17 protein-coding genes and 1 pseudogene are annotated in these 21,142 nt (G+C 65.3%); 15 read left to right on the top strand and 3 right to left on the bottom strand.

Translation table 11 applies throughout. The features are described 5' to 3' along the window. Window positions 1–8 precede the first annotated feature (8 nt). The 6 genes from bcsE (at window position 9) to bcsR (ending at window position 7,613) form a co-directional block, all read left to right on the top strand. Complete coding sequence (bcsE, locus tag U5775_RS00085) at window positions 9–2,006, top strand: cellulose biosynthesis protein BcsE (RefSeq protein WP_322056084.1); 1,998 nt, start codon at window positions 9–11, stop codon at window positions 2,004–2,006. 1 nt (window position 2,007) lies between these two features. After that, window positions 2,008–2,274 (top strand): hypothetical protein, encoded by a 267-nt coding sequence (locus tag U5775_RS00080; RefSeq protein WP_322056083.1) that lies wholly within the window; start codon window positions 2,008–2,010, stop codon window positions 2,272–2,274. Further along, complete coding sequence (gene bcsQ, locus U5775_RS00075; RefSeq protein WP_322056082.1) at window positions 2,271–3,095, top strand: cellulose biosynthesis protein BcsQ; 825 nt, start codon at window positions 2,271–2,273, stop codon at window positions 3,093–3,095. Before U5775_RS00080 ends, bcsQ begins: the two co-directional genes overlap by 4 nt. Continuing rightward, window positions 3,092–5,695: a UDP-forming cellulose synthase catalytic subunit gene (bcsA, locus tag U5775_RS00070; protein WP_322056081.1), complete on the top strand. Its 2,604-nt coding sequence runs from the start codon at window positions 3,092–3,094 to the stop codon at window positions 5,693–5,695. The genes bcsQ and bcsA overlap by 4 nt, the downstream gene beginning before the upstream one ends. A gap of 112 nt (window positions 5,696–5,807) precedes the next feature. Then, a complete protein-coding gene (bcsG, locus tag U5775_RS00065) occupies window positions 5,808–7,406 on the top strand; it encodes a cellulose biosynthesis protein BcsG (protein ID WP_322056080.1) in 1,599 nt (532 codons plus the stop codon). Next, entirely contained in the window at window positions 7,407–7,613 is a 207-nt protein-coding gene (gene bcsR / locus U5775_RS00060) for a BcsR/BcsP family cellulose biosynthesis protein (protein WP_322056079.1), read from the top strand. 42 nt (window positions 7,614–7,655) lie between these two features. Here the strand turns inward: bcsR and U5775_RS00055 are convergent, their stop codons facing one another. From U5775_RS00055 to U5775_RS00045, 3 genes and pseudogenes are all read right to left on the bottom strand, one after another. Next, the gene (locus tag U5775_RS00055) at window positions 7,656–8,522 is read right to left on the bottom strand and encodes an SAM-dependent methyltransferase (RefSeq protein ID WP_322056078.1); all 867 of its coding nucleotides are present in this window, start codon (window positions 8,520–8,522) and stop codon (window positions 7,656–7,658) included. 57 nt (window positions 8,523–8,579) lie between these two features. Continuing rightward, window positions 8,580–8,864: a hypothetical protein gene (locus U5775_RS00050; protein ID WP_322056077.1), complete on the bottom strand. Its 285-nt coding sequence runs from the start codon at window positions 8,862–8,864 to the stop codon at window positions 8,580–8,582. 148 nt (window positions 8,865–9,012) lie between these two features. Further along, window positions 9,013–9,942: pseudogene (locus tag U5775_RS00045) on the bottom strand (hypothetical protein); the annotation flags it as partial. 79 nt (window positions 9,943–10,021) lie between these two features. Here U5775_RS00045 and U5775_RS00040 point away from each other — a divergent pair. The 9 genes from U5775_RS00040 to U5775_RS39395 all read left to right on the top strand — a co-directional run bounded on the left by U5775_RS00040 (window position 10,022) and on the right by U5775_RS39395 (window position 21,067). Next, window positions 10,022–10,357, top strand: coding sequence for an XRE family transcriptional regulator (locus tag U5775_RS00040; protein WP_322056076.1), 336 nt, complete (start codon window positions 10,022–10,024; stop codon window positions 10,355–10,357). Window positions 10,358–10,674: 317 nt separating this feature from the next. Continuing rightward, the gene (locus tag U5775_RS00035) at window positions 10,675–11,103 is read left to right on the top strand and encodes a GFA family protein (protein WP_322056075.1); all 429 of its coding nucleotides are present in this window, start codon (window positions 10,675–10,677) and stop codon (window positions 11,101–11,103) included. Between the two features lie 482 nt (window positions 11,104–11,585). Next, window positions 11,586–13,562: an RNA polymerase sigma factor RpoD gene (rpoD, locus tag U5775_RS00030; RefSeq protein WP_322056074.1), complete on the top strand. Its 1,977-nt coding sequence runs from the start codon at window positions 11,586–11,588 to the stop codon at window positions 13,560–13,562. A gap of 146 nt (window positions 13,563–13,708) precedes the next feature. Beyond that, window positions 13,709–14,140, top strand: a complete 432-nt coding sequence (locus U5775_RS00025) for a YtcA family lipoprotein (protein ID WP_322056073.1) — start codon at window positions 13,709–13,711, stop codon at window positions 14,138–14,140. 29 nt (window positions 14,141–14,169) lie between these two features. Then, window positions 14,170–15,234 (top strand): multidrug transporter subunit MdtN, encoded by a 1,065-nt coding sequence (gene mdtN, locus U5775_RS00020; protein ID WP_322056072.1) that lies wholly within the window; start codon window positions 14,170–14,172, stop codon window positions 15,232–15,234. Window positions 15,235–15,242: 8 nt separating this feature from the next. After that, entirely contained in the window at window positions 15,243–17,342 is a 2,100-nt protein-coding gene (locus U5775_RS00015) for an FUSC family protein (RefSeq protein WP_322056071.1), read from the top strand. Beyond that, on the top strand, window positions 17,308–18,849 hold the full coding sequence (locus tag U5775_RS00010; protein ID WP_322056070.1) for an MdtP family multidrug efflux transporter outer membrane subunit: 1,542 nt from the start codon (window positions 17,308–17,310) through the stop codon (window positions 18,847–18,849). Before U5775_RS00015 ends, U5775_RS00010 begins: the two co-directional genes overlap by 35 nt. Window positions 18,850–18,940: 91 nt before the next feature. Further along, a complete protein-coding gene (locus U5775_RS00005) occupies window positions 18,941–20,428 on the top strand; it encodes a DUF1254 domain-containing protein (protein ID WP_322056069.1) in 1,488 nt (495 codons plus the stop codon). Between the two features lie 501 nt (window positions 20,429–20,929). Beyond that, window positions 20,930–21,067, top strand: coding sequence for an integrase core domain-containing protein (locus U5775_RS39395; RefSeq protein ID WP_415913494.1), 138 nt, complete (start codon window positions 20,930–20,932; stop codon window positions 21,065–21,067). Window positions 21,068–21,142 lie beyond the last annotated feature (75 nt).

The raw sequence follows: 21,142 nt of genomic DNA, 5'->3' as shown, positions 1-21,142 counted from the left end.
ACACGACGATGAACGAGCCCGCACGCGACCCCGCCTCCGAGCCGGCACAGCCCACGCAACCCGCGCGGGCGCCGGCTGGCGCCCGCGCGGCTGCCTCGGGCGCCGTTACGTCCGGCGCGGCGGCGCCCGGCGTAGCGACGCCCGGCACGGCCATCGGCCGCGAGTCGCAGCCGTCGCTGCTCGCGCGCCTCTCGCAGCGCGCGCCGCTCGCCATCGAGGGCCTGCCGCCCGCGCTCGCCGCGCTGGGCGCGGGCCAGGTGCACGTCGTCTACGCCGGCGCGTCGCCCGCGCGCGACGCGCTCTTCTGGCAGACCGCCGCAGCCGCGCTCGAAGGCCCCGCGACGGTGCTCTCCACGCGCGACGGCGCGAGCATCGCGGCCACGCTGCGCGATCACGGCATCGACATCGACCGGCCCGGCGCGACCCATCACTGGGCCAACGTCTGCTCGCTCGTCCCGCTGCCGGACCGCGACGGCACGCAGGTACTGATCGAGGCGCTCGACGCCCTCGCCAACCAGTGCGCGGCGCCCGCAAGCCAGTTCTACATCGAAGGCGCCGAGGCCTTCTTCACCTGGCACGACCCCGCCACGCTCGCGCGCCAGGGTGCGCAGCTCGCGAACTGGTGCGCCCAGCACCGCCACGGCGTGCTGCTCGTGGCCGAGCCGCCGGGGCTCATCGAGGATCAGACCGGACTCGCCGCCTTCCAGGCGCGCTTCTCGGGTGCCGCGCAACTATTGCAGACGCAAGGCCAGTTCCATTGGGAAGTGGCGTTCTGGCGCGCCGGCGAAACGGTGCTCGGCAGCCAGTCGCTGCCGCTGCGCTTTGCGGCAATCGATCATCGGCTCATGATCACGAGCCCGGACGGCACCTTCGAGCGCTCGACGGGCGTTGTGGGCCTGCTCGCGCCCGACGAAGGCCGCGTGATCGTCTCGCGCGACGCCGTGCTCAACGTGCGCGTGCTGCCGCCCGCCTGGCAGGTGGTCGACGACAACGAAGCGGCGCTCGTCGCCGCGCGCACCGCCGTCGCCGCCACGGTGATCCTCGATTTTGGCGCGAGCCGCCAGCTCGAATCGCTCGCCGAGCAGGTCCATACGCTGCGGCTGCAATGCGGCAACGCGCTCAAGATCATCGTGCGCGAGGAAGCCGTGGCGATGCGCTACGAATCGCTCATGCTCAATCTGGGCGCGAACCGCGTGGTGCCGCGCCATACGACGCTTTCCCAGGTGGAAGCGATCGTCGAGAGCCTGCAGGGCCAGGTGTATTCGCGTCCCGTGCCCGCCGATTACCGCCAGGCGCTCGCCGGCGTGATGCACGGCGAGGAGACCGGCTATGTGGGCGCCGCGCGCTTCGTCGAGCTCGTGGGCGCGGCCGTGGAGCGCAGCCGCGTGATCCAGTTGCCGAGCGTGCTGATCCGCCTCGCGCTGATGCCCGAAGTGGCCCACGTGGACGCGCTCAAGGCCTGCGTGCTGCGGCGCGCGGGCGACATCGTGACCGCGGCGGGCGACAGCCTCTATGTGTTCTTCTTCGCGTGCCGCCTCGGCGACGCCGACGCGGTGCTCCAGCGCGTGTTCAAGCGGGCGCTCGCCGAGCTCTTTCAGGGCGAGCAGCGCTGCGGCGATCCGAAGTCGATCGGGGCGCTGCTAGAGACACTGACCGACGAGATCGAGGCGCAGACGCCGCCCGACTATTCGGGCTGGCTCGCGCTGAATGCGCCGGATGGGTCGAACGGGCCGCAGACGTCCGCGAATGGAGAAACGGCGGTGCCGCAAACGCCGAGTGGCAGCGCCACGAGTGCCAGCGCCAGCGCGGACGCCGCGAGATCCACCACTACGCCCGCGAGCAACGGCGCCACACCAGATGCGCCTCAAAGCGGCGTCCTGCTGCCGACGCTGCCCGCGCTCGCGCCCACCGCATGGCAATCGTTGCAAGCCGACGGCAGCGAAGAAGCGCCACGCGCCGAGCCGCGCCCGGTTTCGCTGCCGCTCAAAGCCCAGGGACGCCGTTGATATGGAAACCTTTCTCGGTTACTTCGTCTGGGGCCTGATTCTCGCCGCGCCGCTCTGGTGGCTCGCGTGGCGGCTGCGCCTCGGCCAGTTCGTGCCCAACTGGGCCAGGCCCGCCCGCCAGCGGCCGCTCGAATTGCCGCCGCAGCTCAGCGCCCTCGTGATTCGCGGCAAGCGCCGCACCGATGTCGTGATGCACCGGCCCTCGACTGTTCCCCCCGCGCCGTCCGCCCCAGCCGCCGCGGCCAACCTTGCGGAGCCCCGCTCATGAAAACCGTCGCGATCGTCTCCGCCGTCGGTGGCGCGGGCCGCACGACGCTCACCGCCGCGCTCGCGAGCCTGCTAGCCGCGCGCTCGCACGCGGCGCTCGCCGTCGAATGCGATCCCCGCAACGTGCTGGCGCTGCATTTCGGCCTGCGCGAAAGCGCGCGCGAGGGCCTCGTCACGAATCTGCGCGCAACGAATCCGTCCGACACGAACCCCGGCGGCGACGGCTGGGCCCGCGCCGCGCTGCAAAGCGACGACGGCGTGCTCGTGCTCCCCTGGGGCAGCGCGCCGCAAGATGACGACGACGACGGCGCCGCCCACCTCGACGCCCACCGCTCCTGGCTGCGCGAGCGGCTCGCGCGCGTGGACCTGCCGGCGAACGGCATCGCGCTCATCGACGCCGCGCCCTGGCCTTCGCCGCACGCGCGCCAGGCGATCGATGCCGCCGATCTCGTGCTCGGCGTGCTCACGCCCGACGCCACCGCCTGCGCGACGCTGCCGCGCTTCGCCGCGGCGCTCGCGCGCGCGGGCAAGCGCGCAGCGTTCGTCGCGAATGCCATCGTGCCCGCGCGCGCGCTGCACACCGATCTCGTCGCGCTGCTGCGCGCGCGCCTGGGCCCGGCCATGCTGCCGTATCTCGTGCATGCCGACACGGGCGTGCCCGCCGCGCTCGCGGGCGGCGCCAACTTCTGCCGCAGCGCGCCCGCCTCGCAGGCCGCGCACGATCTGAACGGCATCGCCTCGTGGATCTCGCACTGGGCGACGAACACGCGCGCCGAATCGCCGAACAGCGTGTCCGCCAGCACAACGGGAGCGGGCCGATGACGCGCGTGCAGGCGATCGGGCTATGGACAGCGTTCTGGGCGCGCGTGCGCCGGGTGGGCGCGCGCGAACTGAGCGTCGCCGCCGACGCCGCGTTCGGCCAATGGCTGCTGCGCCTGTTCTTCCGGCCGCCGCGCCCCGGCAAGCGCGACTGGCCGGCGCTCGCATTCGCGGCGCTGGGCCGCGAAGTCGCCACGCAACTCGACATGGGCAACGACCGCAGCCGCAGCGCGTGGCTCCTGCGCCTGTTCCTGCGCCCGCGCCGCGCGCGCCAGCGCCTCGCCGCCGATCTGCGCAAGCTGCACAAATCCCCGCATCCGCACCGCATCGCGCTGCGCGTGTGGCTCGACAAGCATCTCGAACCCGTCTACCTGCGCGTTGCCAAAGCCCATGCGACGGTCACGGCGCGCCTGCCCGCCATCGACTGGGACGGCGTGCGCACGCGCCTCGAACAGGTCTCCGCCGCGCTCGACCACGTGCCCTTCCTGCGCCAGTGCCTGCTGTGGCTCGCCTTCGTCGCGGCGGTCGCGATCTGCACGACGCCGCTGCCCCTCGGCAGCCAGGTGCTGCTGTTCTTCCTCGTGTGGCTCATGGTGATGGTCGCGCGCCGCATTCCGGGCCATCTCGCCACCATGCTGATGGTGATGCTCTCGATCCTCATGACGGGCCGCTACGTCTGGTGGCGCAGCACCCAGACGCTGCATCTGTCGAGCCCCGCCGAAGCCTTCGTGGGCTATGTGCTGTTCGCGGCCGAGCTCTATACGTGGGTCGTGCTCGTGTTCGGCTATGTGCAGACGGCGTGGCCGCTGCGCCGCAAGCCGAGCGCATTGCCCGACGATCCCGCCGACTGGCCGACCGTCGACATCTACATTCCGACCTACAACGAGCCGCTTTCGGTCGTGCGCCCGACCGTATTCGCGGCGAGCACGATCGACTGGCCGCGCGACAAGCTGCGCGTCTATCTGCTCGACGACGGCGACCGCGACGAATTCCGCGACTTCGCCGCCGAAGTGGGCGTGGGCTATATCCGCCGCGAGGAGCACACGCACGCCAAGGCCGGCAACATCAATCACGCGCTGCCGCTCACCGATGGTGAGCTGATCGCGATCTTCGACTGCGACCACATCCCCACGCGCTCGTTTTTGCAGACCACGGTGGGCACCTTCCTCGCCGATCAAAAATGCGCGATGGTGCAGACGCCGCACCACTTCTTCTCGCCCGATCCGTTCGAGCGCAACTTCGACACGTTCCATCGCGTGCCCAACGAAGGCAGCCTGTTCTACGGCCTGATCCAGGACGGCAATGACTTCTGGGACGCCACCTTCTTCTGCGGCTCGTGCGCGATCATCAAGCGCAAGCCGCTCGAATCGATCGGCGGGATCGCGGTGGAGACCGTCACCGAAGACGCGCACACCTCACTGCGCCTGCATCGCGCCGGCTATACCTCGGCCTATCTGCGCACCGTGCAGGCCGCGGGCCTCGCGACCGAGAGTCTCGCGGGCCATATCGGCCAGCGCATCCGCTGGGCGCGCGGCATGACGCAGATCTTCCGCGTCGACAACCCGTGGTTCGGCAAGGGGCTCTCGTTCTTCCAGCGCCTGTGCTACAGCAACGCGATGCTGCACTTCTTCTACGGCATCCCGCGCCTGATCTTTCTCGTGATGCCGTGCGCGTTCCTGTTCTTCGGGCTGCACGTGATCAATACGCCCGCACCGGTGATCCTCGCCTACGTGCTGCCGTATCTCGTGATCGCCGCCATCGCCAACTCGCGCATCCAGGGCCGCTACCGCCATTCGTTCTGGGCCGAAGCCTATGAAAGCGTGCTCGCCTGGTACATCGTGCTGCCGACCACGATGGCGTTCATCAACCCGAAGCTCGGCAAGTTCAACGTGACATCCAAGGGCGGCCACATCGAGCACGACTATCTCGACTGGACCATCTCCACGCCCTATCTCGTGCTGCTCGGCATCAATCTGATCGCCGTGCTGGCCGGCATCGGGCGGCTCACGCTCTGGCAGAGCGACGAGCCCGCCACCGTGTTCATGAACCTGTTCTGGGCCTTCGTGAACCTCACGGTGCTCGGCCTCGCCGTGGGCGTGGCGAAGGAAGCGCGCCAGGTGCGCGTCGCGCACCGCATTCCGCTGCGCGTGCCCGCCATGCTGACGCTGCCCGATGGCCGCACGCTCGCCTGCAAGACCGAGAACTATTCGATGGGCGGCCTCGGCCTCGTGCTGCCGCCCGAAGCCGGCGCGGAGCAGCTCGCGGCCGGCGAGCGCGTGAGCGTGTGCCTCTCGCGCGGCACGCTCGAGCACGACTTCCCGGCCGTGGTCGCGCGCCTGGCCGACGGACACCTGGGCGTGCGCTTCGAGGACCTGACCGTGGAGCGCGAGCGGCGGCTCGTCGAATGCACCTTCGGCCGCGCCGACGCCTGGCTCGAATGGGAAGACGTACCGCGCGAGGACGCGCCGCTCTACGGGCTCGTCGAACTGATCACGCTGAGCTGGCAGGGTTATCTGCGGCTCGCCGATGCGTTCTTCGACGCGCTGGAGAATCTCTTCACGCGGCGCCGGCCCGAACGGGGCAACCCGGCGCGCCAGCCGTGAGCGACGCTATACCGATACAACGCTGATACAACGCAGACACGACGCAAGGCGCACCGCACATCATGCGCACACGCCATAACGACACGGAATTCACGCTGGAACGCGACTGAACATGGGCCTCTGGAATCTCTACTTCTTAGCCAAGCTGTACCTCTTCTCGCTCGGCAAGCTCAAGGCGGACTGGCTGCTGAACATCGTGTTCGCGTTTGCGCTGCTCGTGCCGGTCAAGCCGCGCTGGCTGCGCATCGTGCGCAACGTGCTCGCCGCGATCGTGGGCATCGGGCTCGTCTATCACGAGTCGGGCATGCCACCCATCGACCGCGCGATCTCACAGATCCCCGTGCTGTTCACCTTCACGCCGTCGTACATGCTGGAGCTGCTCGGACGCATCGTCTCGCTCTCGATGATCGTGAGCGCCGTGCTGGCCGTGCTGCTCTACTTCCTCGTCAACCGCTGGATCCGCGTGACGACGCTCGTGCTGATCGCGCTCATCGCCGTGCCGCTGTGGCAAGGCGCGGGCACGCTGGTCGCGAACGCCACGAGCGCGCTCGCCCAGAACGGCGACGCAGGCGAGAACGCCAACAACCGCAACGGCGACGAGCCGCGCAACGACCAGGTGGGCAGCTACGACCAGCAGCTCGCCGCGTTCCGCGCCAACGAGGAAGGCCGCCACGTGAACTTCACACCGCTCACGACCGACGCCAGCGCGCAGTTCGACATCATCGTGGTGCATATCTGCTCGCTCTCGTGGGACGACATGGACGTCGTGAAAATGCGCAACAACGCGCTGTTTGCGCGCTTCGACTATATCTTCACGAACTTCAGCTCCGCCGCGAGCTATAGCGGCCCGGCGGCGATCCGCGTGCTGCGCGCGACCTGCGGGCAGGAGCCGCACAAGGCGCTCTACGACCCGGCGCCGCCCGAATGCCACCTGTTCGCGCAGCTCGCGCAGGCGGGCTACACGCCGAACGCGCTGCTCAACCACAACGGCCGCTTCGACGACTTCCGCGGCACCGTGCTCAAGGAAATCGGCGTCCCCGGCGTGACGATTCCCTCGAACGACGGCCTGCCCGTGGTCATGAAGGAGTTCGACGGCTCGCCGCTCGTGGGCGACTACGACGTGCTCGCGCGCTGGTACAAGCAGCGCGTCGCCGCAGGCGGCGGTCCGGTCGCGCTCTACTACAACACCGTGACGATGCACGACGGCAACCGCCTGCCCGGCGCCAACGGCAACCTCACGAGCCTGCAATCGTTTCCGATCCGGCTGCAGTCGCTGCTCGGCGACGTCGACAAGCTGATCGACCTCGTCGCGCAATCGGGCCGCAAGGCCGTGATCGTGTTCGTGCCCGAGCACGGCGCGGCGCTGCGCGGCGAAGACAACCAGATCGCGGGCATGCGCGAGATCCCCACGCCGAACATCGTGCACGTGCCGGTGGGCGTGAAGGTGGTGGGCCTGCGCGCGGGCACGGAGCACGCGGGCGGCCCGGTCACGATCGACACGCCCACGAGCTTCCTCGCTCTCGCGCAACTGCTCTCGAATCTCGTCGCGAGCAGCCCGTTCCTGCCGGGCGCCCAGCCGCTCGCGCAGTACGCGACGAACCTGCCGCAAACACGCATGGTGGGCGAGAACGAAGGCACCGTGACGATGACCACGCCCACGGGCTATGTGATCCATACGCCGGACGGCGTCTGGGTCCAGGGAGGCAAGTAAATGCCGCTGGGACGCTGGCTGAACGGACGGCGCGCGCGCAACGTTGTGCGCCTGCCCGGCGATATCGACGCGCTCGCGCGACTCGTCGAGGGTGTGGACGCCGAGCGCTATTTCGACGTGCAGGCCGAAGACGCCTGGCAGGAAGCCGCCGGGCGCTGGCCGCTCGTCGCGCAACTGCTCGAACTCAAGACGGAGCCGCGGAAATAGCGGCGCGGCCGCGGCGGCGTGTTGTGAACCCCGCTCGGGCCGCTAGACGCGCTCGGCGTAGACCGTGCGCTCGATCGACATGCAGGTGAGCGGGCGGCCGGTGGGCGCGATGTACCGGTGCGCGAGCGCCTCGGGCTCGGGCTGTTCGATCGCGCGCCAGCCGTAAGGCGCGAGAAACGCGCGCACCGCATCGGGATCGAGGCCGAAGCGCCAGATCGCCTTTGGCGCAACGAAGCGCCGGTACAGCGCCTCCTGACCCGGCGGCACCCGCCCTTCGAGAAAATCCTTGCGCACATACGTGAAAGCGAGACGGCTGCCCGGCGCGGCGCGCGCCAGCATTTCGAGCGTGGCGCGCACGGTCGCCTCGTCGAGATATTGCGTGACGCCCTCCCAGACGAAGAAGGTGCGCCGGTTGCGCGTATAGCCCTGCGCGGCAAGCACGGCATCGAGCGCGAGATGCTCGAAGTCGACCGCCACGAGCGTCGCGAACGACGGTATCGCGCCGAAGCGCTTCGCGAGGCGCTGGCGTTTGGCCGCGATATTGACCGGCTGATCGAGCTCCCACGCATGCACGGGGCTGTCGCGCAGCAAGCGGTACGCACGCGTGTCGAAACCCGCACCGAGGTTCACGAACGCTTCCATTTGCGGGAGCGCTTCGAGCAGCTTTTCGTCGATATAGCGCTTGCGGCAGAGCATGCCGCCCCAGAGGCCCGGATATTTGCGCTCGGCCATCGCCGTCATGTGCGCCGCCGTGCGCTGGCCCATCAACGCGATGAGCCAGCGGGCGAGCGCGGGCAGCAGCGCGGCGGCGAGATCGTCCTCGACGATACGCCGGTTGGGCGCAAGCCGCTGCTCGACGGCCACCAGCGCCATGGGCCCCACGCCGGTTCGCGCGGCTTCTCGCGTCATGGGGGCGTTCCGTGAATCCGGCGCGCTTTGCCCGGTTGGGTTGCCTTGGTTGGTTGTTCAGGCATCCATCCCGCCCCGGACGCGCCGCCGCCCTTGCACGCGCGCGACCGAATCGAACAGCGCCTGTGCGCGGGCCAACTCGTCCAGCGCGAGGTCGAGACGCGACTGGGCTGCGCCGCAAGCGAATGTCTGGTCCGAGTCGTCTGCTGCGTCGTGCACTGCGTCTCCGAACAGGGTTTGCTGCGCCACGCGCATCGCGCGAAATGCCTGATCGACGTTGCGGCTGGCCTCAAGAAAGCGTCGGGCGGCCTCGGCCTCGGTTGAACGGATGTTGATCGCCATGCATGAGTTCCATCGTTAATTGCGTCCAGTCGGCGCCGCGCAGCAGGTCCTCTTGCGAGAGACCGCAAAGCAGATCCCCCTGCACCGCGCAGGCGTTCCCCCTCGGGGACGCGCCACTGGCGCGGGCACCGCCGCCTCGCCTCACGGGCGCCGTGCATTCCGCCGGCGCCATATCGAAGAGATCGCGCGCAAAGAGTTCGCGCGTAACGCCGCGCGTCAGCCACGCCGGGGATTCGCCGCAGCGGCTGCGCGCCGCCTCGGCACGAGAATCGAAATGGGGGTCGTGCGAGATCGAGCGCACGGCGGCAAGGTCGCGCGCCTTCGCCAGCAAATCGAAGAGATCGCTGGTCACGCCGCGCGCATGCTGCGCCGGCGCTTCGCTGCGCAGACGCTTCGTGAGTTCGAGCCAGGCATCGAAGTCGCCATTGCGCACCGCTTCGTGGAGCGCCGCCATATCGCGCGCCTTCACGCGCGTGGGCTGCGCAAGACGCACGAAATACGGCGCCTCGAGTTCCACGCCGAACGAGACCGGATAACCCGCAGCGCCGAATTCCGCGCCCGCCCGCGGTGCCGCGCGCTCGACGCGGTCGACCACCACCGTACCCTGCGAAGCGCACGGCGCCTTCCCCGTGCTCACGCTGCGCAGACGCTCGGGCTGCACGCGCAGGCTGCTGCCGATGCTGAGCTCCGTGGGCGACGCGCATACGAGCGCGTAGTGATGATCGCGCAGCTTGCCCGACGGAAAGCGCGTGCGGCTCGTGACGAACACGTGCGGCGGCAGCGGCCGCACCTGGCCGCTCGCGTCCACCCATGCGTTCCAGACGAGCGCGTCCTCGCGCTTGACGTCCGCAACCCGTGAACGGCTTGCCGCCGGCGAAAACAGTGCGAGCAGCGAGCCCGTACGCAGCGCGGCAACCTGCGCGCTGTTGCCAAGCGACTGATTGATGCCCCACAGAAACCGCCCGCCGCCCAGGCGCCGCTCCCACTCCCTGCGAAGGACGATCGTGGGGAGATCTTCTCCCGCCTCCGATCCGATCCTGGACCAGCAAAACGTGGGCGGTAGGTGTTTCAGTGCCATCGATTTCCTCGGAATGCAGCTCACCCGCCAATCCGGCGAGTAATTCAATAAACGTTACTGTATAGGTATAATGCATGACATGGAAGCCCCAGACACTGATTTTCCCGTGCAGGAACTACTGCGCCAGCTATCGGCCGACGTGCGCTCATCCAGCGAAATAGCGCGACTTTCCGGGGTCAGTCAGCCGACGGTCTCGCGGCTCCGGCTGTCGAACGGTCGCAGGCTGCGTCGGAGCGCGTCATTCAATAAGCTATGCAATTTCTACAACGTGAAGCCCGCCTCGCGGCATGCGGCCGCCTATAACGAATTGCTGCGCAATGCCATCGTCGACGTGTGGGACGGCTCGGAGGAGCATGGCCGCGCGCTGCTCGTCGTGATCAAGGGATTGAAGGATCTGAGGGAACGGCCCGGTTAGTCACCATCGCCGCGCATGGCGATACGTGTCAGGTAACCGGATTTGGGAGAGGGCGTGATGCGAAAGGTCCCGTTTGGGGAGCATTAACGGGCTAAAAGAGGTTCCAGAGGGGTTGGAAAGGCTTCCAGAGGCCCTGCGGCACGGTCATGGTGCACAGCAAGCGCGAATAAGAGGGCAAAAATCCCATACGCGGTTACCTTTCGCCGAGCACCGGCTATTGCACAGCGACGCGCTGCTTTTAACGACGCTCGCCTATAAACAAGACGGCAATGCGCGACGCAGTGCACCGGTAACGTTTTGTTTGCTTCCAGGTTCCCATGAATGCAACGCCAACTGACAACACCCGCGCCACGCTGCGTGGCCAGTGCCTGTGCGGCGCCGTGCGCTACCACGTCGACGACGCATTCGACTACGCCTTCAATTGCCATTGCTCGCAATGCCGGCGCGCCACCGGATCGGCCTTCAAGCCGTTCGCGGGCATCGAGCGCACGCGTCTGCGCCTTGAGCAAGGCGAAAGCGATCTGCTCCTCTATGGCGACCCGGGCGCGGCACACGACGTTCATTGCCGCCATTGCGGCTCGCTGCTCTATTCAGTGGTGCGCGAAGGGGCATTCGCCCATGTGACGATGGGCACGCTCGTCGACGCGCCCTCCATTCGCCCACAGGGGCACATCTTCGTCGGTTCGCGAGCGCCGTGGCACGAGATCATCGATACGCTGCCGCAATTCGACGAATTCCCGCCATAACGCACTGGCGAGCATGCAATCGTCAACGCAGACGCGTGCCTGAACGTTCTTCTTTATATTGTTGTGCGCTGCAATCGACATAGTGGGGATCGATTGCAGAACGAGCGTTTCGCCGGGGCGATAAAAACGCGCGAACCATCGTCCGGAAATCGAGTCTAACCCGGCGCGTGGAAAGCCGCGAAGCGTCCAAAACACCATTTTGACGACCTTTCAAATTCGTTCCGACCCCGGACAAGCCCGTCTGGTGCCTCGACACGACGATTACGGTTGCCTCACGTGGCGTAACGCACTACCATACGCGATCTTTCTGCATTGCACGAAAATCCAGGCCGCCACGCCATTGTGCGTTTGGCGCTCGCTCGGCGGGATCGGCACGTGCCCCCGCCCACTCCCCTGCAATTTTTCGTCATCGCCAGGACGCCACGCCGCTGGCGCGTGACCCTTTTTGCCCTCGCTGGGCAATTCCTTTCGAGGAGATTGTATTGACAAGCCATGACCGGGAAGACGCGTTGGCCCCGTCTGCCCGCCCCGCCCGCCGCGCAGCCAAGGACAAGACCGGCGATACGATTCAGATGGACGGCGGCTCGCAACTCGAAAAGCGCCAGCATCAAATGCGCGCGCTCATCAAGCTCGGCCGCGAACGCGGTTACCTGACGCACGCCGACATCAACGACCACCTGCCCGACAACTTCGCGCAGACGGCCGCGCTGGAAACCATCGTCGCCACGTTCAACGACATGGGCGTGCAGGTCTACGAGCAGGCGCCGGACGCCGACACGCTGCTGCTCAACGAAGACACGCGTGCAGACTCGCAGGCCGACGACGAAGCCGACGAGGAAGTCGAAGTCGCGCTCTCGACGGTCGACTCGGAATTCGGCCGCACGACCGATCCCGTGCGCATGTACATGCGCGAAATGGGTTCGAGCGAGCTGCTCACGCGCGCCGGCGAAATCGAAGTCGCCAAGCGCATCGAAGACGGCCTCCAGGAAATGATCCAGGCGATCGCGGCTTGCCCGTCGATCGTCGCGACGATTCTTGCCGACGCGGATCGCGTTGCCGCGGAAGAGATGCGCATCGACGAACTCGTCGACGGCATCGGCAGCGACGAAGCCGCGCAGGAACCCGCAGCGGCCGACGCCGACGCGGACGAAGAAGTCGAAGCACAAGCATCGGACGAAGAAGAGTCGGACGACTCGGACAGCGACGACGAAGAGGCCGACAACGCCAAGGCCAACGAAGCCCTGCTTCAGCAGTTGAAGGCCGACAGCCTGGCGATCTTCGCACGCGTGCGCACGCTCTTCGAACAGATGGCTTGCACATCGGATGCCAACGCACGCGCGTCGGCCGCCGAAATGCAGATCTGCGCGGACATCCAGAGCGAGCTCGCACCGATCCGCTTCACGGCCCGCACCATCGACCGTCTGTGCACACTGCTGCACGAACAGGTTGCGCAGATCCGCGCGATCGAGCGCAATGTGCTGGCAATCGTCGTGGACCGCTGCGGCATGCCGCGCGAAGCCTTCGTCGAGCAGTTCCCGGGTCACGAAACCGACCTCGAATGGGGCGTGCGTGCTGCCGCTGCATCGAGCAAGTACGGCCCCGCCATCGAGCGTAGCCTGCCGGCCATCCAGGCTGAGCAGCGCAAGCTCGCTGAGATCGAAGCAGCCGCGTCGCTGTCGCTCCAGCAGATCAAGGGCATCAACCGCCGCATGACCGCCGCCGAGGCCAAGATGCGTCAGGCGAAGGGCGAGATGGTCAAGGCCAACCTGCGTCTCGTGATCTCGATCGCGAAGAAGTACGTGAACCGCGGCATGCAGTTCCTCGATCTGATTCAGGAAGGCAACATCGGCCTGATGAAGGCGGTGGACAAGTTCGAATACCGTCGCGGCTGGAAGTTCTCGACGTACGCCACGTGGTGGGTGCGTCAGGCCGTGACGCGCGCGCTCGCCGACCAGGCGCGCACGATCCGCGTGCCGGTGCACATGATCGAAACGATCAACAAGCTGAACCGCATCTCGCGCGAAATCCTGCAGCAGACGGGCATGGAAGCGCATCCGGCCGATCTGGCCGCGCGCATGGGCATGACCGAAGAGAAGGTTCGCGGCATCCTCAAGATCGCCAAGCAACCGGTCTCGCTCGAAAGCCCGGTGGGCGACGACGGCGATGCCACGCTCGGCGACATGATCGAGGACGCAGGTTCGGCTTCGCCGGCCGATGCGGCAATCCACGCGAACATGCGCGCTGCGATCGACGAGGCGCTCAAGGCGCTCTCGCCGCGCGAAGCGAAGGTGCTGCGCATGCGCTACGGCATCGACACCACGTCCGATCACACGCTCGAAGAAGTGGGCAAGCAGTTCGACGTCACGCGTGAGCGTATCCGCCAGATCGAAAGCAAGGCGATGCGCAAGCTGATGCACCCGAGCCGTGCGGACAAGCTGCGTCCGTTCCTGGAGCGGTAAGCGGTTTTATCATCGCGGTTGTTTGGCGATGAAATGAAAAAGCCCGTCACGCGAGTGACGGGCTTTTTGTTTGGGCGGGCGGGAAATGCCGAGGTGATGATTGTCGCTGACATACATTCGTCTCCGGACTCGAGCTTGGAGTAAGCGTGCCCCAGCACCGTCTGTTCATGAAGGCCCATATATCAAATGTCGCGCGTGCCGGTCCTGCTGACATACCGCAAAGATCCATTTGGGTTGCGTTGATAGCCACTTCCGCCGCTGATATAAATAATTCTCTTTGGATATCGCTAATTTTCCTTGCAAATTCGGCGGTGAAAGCTTTGCCCATGACACGCTCGTTGCTTCCGATTCTGCTCAGTTCGCTCGTGACGGGCTGTTCGATGCCTCAATCCATCTCGGTGCTCGGCTCGTTTTTTCCCGACTGGATGTTCTGCGCCATCGCTGGACTTTTCATGACGTCGATCACGCGCAGTCTGCTCATCCGGTGCGGACAGGAACGCACGCTGGCCCCAGCCGCTCTCGCACTGCCGATGCTGATGTTGCTCTTTTCGCTGCTGGTCTGGCTGATCTTCTTTTAACGTCGCAACTTCGTCGGATATAGCCTCTTATGGCCGCTAGCCCCAGCCCCTCGAAAATTCACAAGTGGCCCGCGCTGCTACTGGCCGTCGTCACGTTGGCGTTACTCATTTACGTCGTCTGGCTCGTGGACACTTCGCCCGCCACGGACGATGCCTATGCCTCGGCGGATACCGTCAACGTCGTGCCCGAAGTCAGTGGCCGGATCGTTGAGCTGGCTGTTAAGGATAACGAACTGGTCAGGCAGGGACAGCTGCTATTCCGTATCGATCCCCGACCGTTCGAGCAGGAACTGAGTCGAGCAAAAGCATCGCTCGTCGCGCTGGACAAGCAGATCGAGCTCACCCAGCGAACCGTGACGGCGCAGAAGTTCGGTGCCGATTCCGTGCATGCGATCGTCGAACGAGCCCGCGTTGCGTCCGCGCAGACGACGGCGACTTTGCGCCGAACCGAACCGTTGCTTGCGCCGGGCTATGTCTCCGCCGAGGACGTCGACCGCGCGCGCGCCGCGCAACGCGCGGCTCAGGCCGACCTGATCGCGGCGCAACTTCAGGCACAGCAGGCGACGTCCGCGGTGACGGGCGTGGACGCGCTGGTTGCACAGCGCGACGTGGCGCTCGCCGATATCGCCCTGATGCAACTGCGTCTCGAAATGGCCACGGTGCGCGCGCCATTCGACGGCCGCGTGGTATCGCTGAAAACGAACGTCGGCCAGTTCGCGTCGGCGCTCAAGCCAATCTTTACGCTGATCGACACGCGTCACTGGTACGTCATCGCCAATTTCCGCGAAACCGAACTGAAGCATATCCGTGCCGGCCTGCCCGCGACCGTGCATTTGATGAGCGACACCAGCAAATCATTCGCAGGCACGGTCGATTCGGTCGGCTACGGCGTGCTGCCGGACGATGGCGGTCTGGTGCTGGAAGGCCTGCCGCGCGTGCAGCGGACCATCAACTGGGTCAGGGTGGCGCAACGTTTCCCGGTCAAGATCAGGATCGACAAGCCCGACGCAGACCTGTTCAGAGTCGGCGCGTCAGCGGTGGTCAGACTCGAGCGTGACACTGCCACGGCTGCGCACGGCCGTTCCTCGGGTTGAGCAACAGAATGAAAGAGGCTGATCGCATGCCGCAACGCCTGCGCGAGTTCTGGCTTTTTCTTCAGAACGAACTGGCTGAGGAGCAACCAGGGCGTGTCGCGCGGACCGTTCAGCTCGGGTCGCTCTGTCTGGTCGTTGTCCTCTTGTCCATGACGCTCAGGGTGCCATTCATTGCGATATCGCTGATCGTCCTGTTCTACGGCATCCAGTCCAACTCCACTTTCACGAAGCTCGCCACGGCCCTGTTCCTCGCAGTGGCCGTCGCCGAAATCGGCATCGTGATCCCGATGATCAAATATACGTACGACTATCCGCTCCTGCGCATCGGCGCCGCGAGCGTGCTCCTGTTCGTCAGCGTATATCTGATGCGCGCCTGCAAGCTGGGGATCATGTTCTTCTCCGTTGCGATCGCAGTGAGCTACAGCCAGACCATTCCGGACTCGGTCGATTTCCCCGAGCTTGCGATGCGCGGCCTGTTGTGGTCGATCGCGGCGGCGCTCTACCCCGTCGCCCTCATGTTCTTCGTCTGCGGCTATCTGTTTCCCTCGCGCCCATTCGGGCAGCTTCAGCGAGCCTTGACGCGGCAGCTAGGCGATGTTTCGGCATGCCTGGAAAGGCTGGTGGCCGCTGAGCCAACCACCGGCGTCGCGGCGGTCGCATCTGAAGCGCGCATCGAGAAGGACGCGCTCATGCTTCTGCCGCTGGATGGTTTCGCCGGGATGGACGATCCCGGCTATCGGGCGATCCGGCCATATTGGCGAGCCTGCGTTGCCGTGGTCGCCCATCTGCGCAACGCGGCAAACACGCTCGCCATCCAGGGCGGCGCCTTGACTGAAGCTGGGCGCGCCGTGCTGGGCCACGTGCGGGCGGAGGTCGATGCGTTGAGCACATCCGTGAGCGGCGGTCGCCGATACCGTCGATGCTGGACGCCGACCGACGCCGAACGCACCACGGCCAATGAGCACGGACTAGGCGGCATCGTGCGCGCATTGGAGGATCTGGCGCGCGTCGACGTCAAGCAGACGATGCCCGAAGCCGCCAAAGGCGGTTTGATGGTTCCGGACGCGCTGACTAACCCTGCCTACCCGCGCTTCGCGCTCAAGGTCACGCTGGCCATGCTGTTCTGTTACGTGCTGTATCACGGCATGCAGTGGGATGGCATCCACACCAGCATGCTGACCTGCGTCATCGTGGCAAATCCCAGCAACGGCGCCTCGTTCCAGAAGATGATCTTGCGCTTTTGCGGCGCGTTGATTGGTGTGGTGCTGGCTCTTTTCGCCACGATCGTGGTGGTTCCGCAACTCGACAGTATCGGCGGCTTCCTGTTACTGCTTGCGCCCATATTCTTTGCCGGCGCATGGGTGGCCGCCGGTTCCGAGCGTTCGGCCTATATCGGCACCCAGTTCGTGTTCACATTCTCGTTGGCTTTGCTCGAAGACGGTTTTGGTCCCGTCAACGATCTCACGGAAATTCGCGACCGTGCAATCGGGATACTGATCGGCCTTGCCGTTGCAACAGTCACTTGCACCTTGATCTGGCCGGAGAGCGAGGCGCAGACGCTGCGCAGGACACTTTCCGATGCGCTCGACGAAATCAAAAAACTCGTCCTGACTGCTCAGGGTGAGCCGGGCGACTCCCGGCAGGCGGATCATTACCAGCAACGCCTCGCCTGCTGGAAAGCCTTCGAACTGGCCGACGGAATATGCAATCGCGTGTCAATGGAGTTCGATCTCCAGAGCGATGAGCGAGCAAGCAGTGTCGAGCGTGCGCGCGGGGTACTCGCCCAGTGCAGGCTGATCGTCGAAGACTGGTGCACGCTGCGCGACGGATTGATCGCCCTGGACAGGGATTGGGCCCGCCATCCCGGCCTGAAGGCATGGCGTGGGCAGATCGCCAACGCGCTCGATCGCTACGCGAGGTCGCTATCCGGCGAGCCGTCCGGAACCGCCGCACAAGGCCCGCTGGCCCTTCCCTCTCCCACCGGATTTCCGTCACCGCTCGCGGAGCAGGAACGGCAATTGGCCCATCACATCCTGAATCTGCCGGACTGGACGACACCGGATTTGTGCGTGGGTGGCACCAGCGTGCAAAAGAAACAGAGTTCGTAATATGGCAAATTATTTTCGAGGCGCCAGGTTGAGCGCCGCCCTCTGCGGCTGTGTCGCGCTTCTGTCGGGATGCGCGCTCATGCATCACGACACCGCGCCTCACGCCCAGATTGCCCCCGAACAGATCCGGCTCGCCGACGACATCCATCTCGCCCGCGATGGCTGGCCCGATGCGCAATGGTGGAAACAGTACGACGACCCGCAACTCGATGCGTTGATCGAGCGCGCGTTGAAAGACTCGCCCACCGTTGCGATGGCGCGCACGCGCGTCGCCCAGGCCAGGTCGCAGGCCGATCTGCTCAGCGCCGGGATGGGCCTCCAGCTCGCTGCGTTTTCGCTGCTCAACGAGCAGCGGACGTCGGCCAATGGATTCCTGGGGCCCTACGCGCAAAACCTGCCTCGCCTCGGAGTCACGGGTCCGTGGTACACGGAAGCTGCATTCGGCCTCGTCGCCGACCTCAATATCGATCTATGGGGCATGCATCGCTCAGCGGTTGAAGCCGCTCTAGGGGTCCGCAACGCTCGCGTGGCCGAAACCGCCGCAGTCGAACTCGATATCGCGTCGGGCATCGCGCAGCTCTATTTCAGCATGCAGAACACCTACCGCACGCTGGATTTGCTGCAGCAAACGAAGGCCGCGCTCGAATTCACCGCCGAGTCGCACCAGAGCAAGGTCGCGCGCGGGCTGGAGTCACGCGTGCCGTTCCACGCAACCCGCGCCCAGACGCTTGCCGTAGACCGGCGGATTGCCTCCGCACGCGGTCTGATCAAGGAAACGCGCGAGTCGATTCGCGCACTGGCCGGCGCTGGCGCCAACGAGCTGCCCGAGATTGAGCCGGTAGCGCTGCCGCAAGTGGCGGCAAGCCTGCCACACAGCCTCTCGTACGAACTGCTGGCGCGGCGTCCCGACCTGCAGGCCATGCGCTGGTACGTACAGTCGTCGTTCAGTCAGATCGACGCGGCAAAAGCGGCCTTCTATCCCAGTCTCGACATCAAGGCGCTGATCGGGCTCGATTCGCTGCACCTGAACAAGCTGTTTCGGAGTTCCAGCCAGCAGATCAACATCGTCCCGGGGCTCTATCTGCCGATTTTCGACGGCGGACGCCTGAATGCCAATCTTCACGGCACGCGCGCCGCGAGCGACATGCTGATCGACCAGTACAACCAGGCTGTGCTCAATGCGGTACGCGACGTGGCCATCAACGCGAGCCGCCTGCAGGCGCTCGACGACGAGCGCGCGGTACAGGTAACCAAAGTCGAGGAGACCCGCTACGCTCAGGAGGCCGCCGAAGCCACCTATCGACAGGGGCTGAGCAGTCGCCAGCTCGCCACCGAAGCACGTCTTCCCGTGCTGGCTGAAGAATTGGCGCTTGCGCTGCTGGACGGCCAACGCGTTGCACAGGATGTCGCCCTCATCAAAGCGCTCGGCGGCGGCTACACAGGGAAGGATATGCCGCAGAACGGCGGGATTGCGTCGATGACCGTGAAAGTCGAAAGCGGTCCGTAACGGCGCCCCGCTTCTGCAACGGAAACGCCAAGAATTTTCACGAGCCTCCTGGATGGTTCGACAGCTTCGCCTTTTCCCTTCCCTTTAACCCATGATCAAGAAGACCAATATGAGATATAGGACTGACTTCCTGAGCACCGATGGCCGGCTGGCTCCGCAACCGTTCAGGCCGCTGCGAAGCAGATGGACAGCGATCGCGGCGGGCTTCGCGCTGGTAACAGCATTCGCAACCGCTCATGCCGTGCAGGCAGCCACCTTGACGACGAGCGAAGTACGCGCCATCGCCAAAGAAGCCACGATTTATGGCTTTCCGCTCGTCGATAATTACCGGGTCCAGTACACCTACTTCGTCGACAAGGGCAATCCGGAATACAGATCGACGTGGAATACGCTGAACGCGTCGGCGCAGGTCATGACACCCGCTGACAAGACCGTCCAGACTCCGAATTCCGACACGCCGTATGCAGTGCTGGGTGCCGACCTGCGTGCCGAACCACTGGTTTTGACCGTGCCCGAAATGGACAACGGACGTTACTACTCGATCCAGTTTGTCGACATGTACACGTTCAATTTCGCGTACGTGGGAAGCCGGGCAACGGGCAACGAAGCAGGTCGTTTCCTGCTTGCCGGACCAGACTGGAAAGGAACCCCGCCTAAAGGTATCAAGTCGGTGATTCGCGCCGAGACGAACTATGCATTCGCCCTGTATCGCACGCAACTGCGCGGTCCGAATGACATCGACAACGTCAAGCGAATCCAGAGCGAATATCGCGTCGAACCGCTCTCCCAATATCTCGGCAAGGCCGCTCCGCCGTCGCTGCCTGTCGACTTCATGAAGCCGCTCACCGTCGCGGAAGAACGCACGTCGATCCGCTTTTTCGATGTGCTCAACTTCGTGTTGCAGTTTTGTCCGACCGCCCCTTCGGAAACGGCATTGCGAGCCAGGCTCGCACAGATCGGCATTGGTGCCGGCAAATCTTTCGATACGAACACGCTTGCGCCTGACATGAAGAAGGCTCTGGCGGATGGTTTCGCGGACGGCTGGGCGGCGTTCAATCAGTACAAGACCAGCATGATCGATACCGGCAAGGCACAGGCCTCCGGGGACTTCGGCACGCGTGCCTATCTGAAGAACGATTACATGGCACGCATGGCCGGCGCCGTGATGGGCATTTACGGCAACTCGAAGGAAGAGGCGATGTACCCTCTCTACCTGACCGATGGCGCCGGCACCCACCTGAATGGCTCCAATCGGTACGTTCTGCACTTCGCGCCCGGCCAGTTGCCTCCCGTCCATTCGTTCTGGTCGTTGACGATGTACGCACTGCCGTCGAGCCTGTTGTATGCCAACTCGCTCAACCGTTACCTGATCAATTCCCCAATGCTCCCGACGCTCAAACGCGATGCGGACGGCGGCCTCACTCTGTACGTCCAGCACGAATCGCCGGGCCCCAAGCATGAATCGAACTGGTTGCCGGCGCCTGCTGGCCCGTTCTTCATAGCGATGCGCCTGTATTGGCCGAAGCAGGCCGCCATTGACGGCGAGTGGAAGGCGCCGCCCATGCAAGTGGCCCAGTAGACGTCGGTTAGGGCCAATTCGGGCACACCGTGGCAACGAAGTGGACGGTGTCCATGACGATACTCCTATCAACGGGAACGCCAGCAGTTACGACACGCCTGCCGGAGCAGTCCATACCATTAACTGGCGTAGCCGCTACGGTGGCAAGGATATGTCGGAAGCGTGACGTTTGCGGCAGTTGGAAGAGGAAAACCAGCGACTCAAGCGGCTGGTGGTCGACCAGGCGCTGGACATCCAGGTTTTGAAGGACGTTCTCGGAAAAAAGTGAGTTCGCCTGCGCAGCGTCGGGAGGTCGTGCAGCAGGTGAGATTGAACAGCACGACTATTCGGAGCGCCGGGCGTGTGCGCTCATTGGCCTGAATCACCGGACGTTTCGGCGGCCGGTGTCGCCTGACGTCGACCGCGAAGTCCGGCAACGGATGCGCGAGCTGGCACAGGAGCGGCCTCGGTTTCGCGTAGCGCGCGTGCTGGAGCAACTGCGTCAGCGCCCCGGAGTTCGTTATCGAAGCGTGGCGCACCGACTACAACTCGGTGCGCCCGCATAGCGCCTTGGGGCAACTGGCGCCGGAGCAATTCAGACAACTGCATCAGCACGAGACACCGACCACTGTCAGATTTAGTCTAGTCTATTGCAACTAACTTACGAATGGTGTACTCGACGGGGTAAGGTTATGTCGAGTGCGCGCTGGATTTTTTATGATGCGTAAACGCCAG

The sequence above is a fragment of the Paraburkholderia sp. J63 genome (assembly GCF_905220245.1).
Taxonomy (GTDB): Bacteria; Pseudomonadota; Gammaproteobacteria; order Burkholderiales; family Burkholderiaceae; genus Paraburkholderia.
This window is presented reverse-complemented; position numbering and strand designations above follow the sequence as displayed.

Excerpts from the sequence above, each read along its gene's own strand:
- U5775_RS00035 (WP_322056075.1), top strand. The coding sequence starts at position 10,675 with ATGAATGCAACGCCAACTGACAACACCCGCGCCACGCTGCGTGGCCAG.
- U5775_RS00050 (WP_322056077.1), bottom strand. The coding sequence starts at position 8,864 with ATGGCGATCAACATCCGTTCAACCGAGGCCGAGGCCGCCCGACGCTTT.
- bcsR (WP_322056079.1), top strand. The coding sequence starts at position 7,407 with ATGCCGCTGGGACGCTGGCTGAACGGACGGCGCGCGCGCAACGTTGTG.
- U5775_RS00080 (WP_322056083.1), top strand. The coding sequence starts at position 2,008 with ATGGAAACCTTTCTCGGTTACTTCGTCTGGGGCCTGATTCTCGCCGCG.
- U5775_RS00040 (WP_322056076.1), top strand. The coding sequence starts at position 10,022 with ATGGAAGCCCCAGACACTGATTTTCCCGTGCAGGAACTACTGCGCCAG.
- U5775_RS00015 (WP_322056071.1), top strand. The coding sequence starts at position 15,243 with ATGAAAGAGGCTGATCGCATGCCGCAACGCCTGCGCGAGTTCTGGCTT.
- bcsE (WP_322056084.1), top strand. The coding sequence starts at position 9 with ATGAACGAGCCCGCACGCGACCCCGCCTCCGAGCCGGCACAGCCCACG.
- mdtN (WP_322056072.1), top strand. The coding sequence starts at position 14,170 with ATGGCCGCTAGCCCCAGCCCCTCGAAAATTCACAAGTGGCCCGCGCTG.
- bcsG (WP_322056080.1), top strand. The coding sequence starts at position 5,808 with ATGGGCCTCTGGAATCTCTACTTCTTAGCCAAGCTGTACCTCTTCTCG.
- bcsA (WP_322056081.1), top strand. The coding sequence starts at position 3,092 with ATGACGCGCGTGCAGGCGATCGGGCTATGGACAGCGTTCTGGGCGCGC.
- U5775_RS00005 (WP_322056069.1), top strand. The coding sequence starts at position 18,941 with ATGATCAAGAAGACCAATATGAGATATAGGACTGACTTCCTGAGCACC.
- bcsQ (WP_322056082.1), top strand. The coding sequence starts at position 2,271 with ATGAAAACCGTCGCGATCGTCTCCGCCGTCGGTGGCGCGGGCCGCACG.
- U5775_RS00055 (WP_322056078.1), bottom strand. The coding sequence starts at position 8,522 with ATGACGCGAGAAGCCGCGCGAACCGGCGTGGGGCCCATGGCGCTGGTG.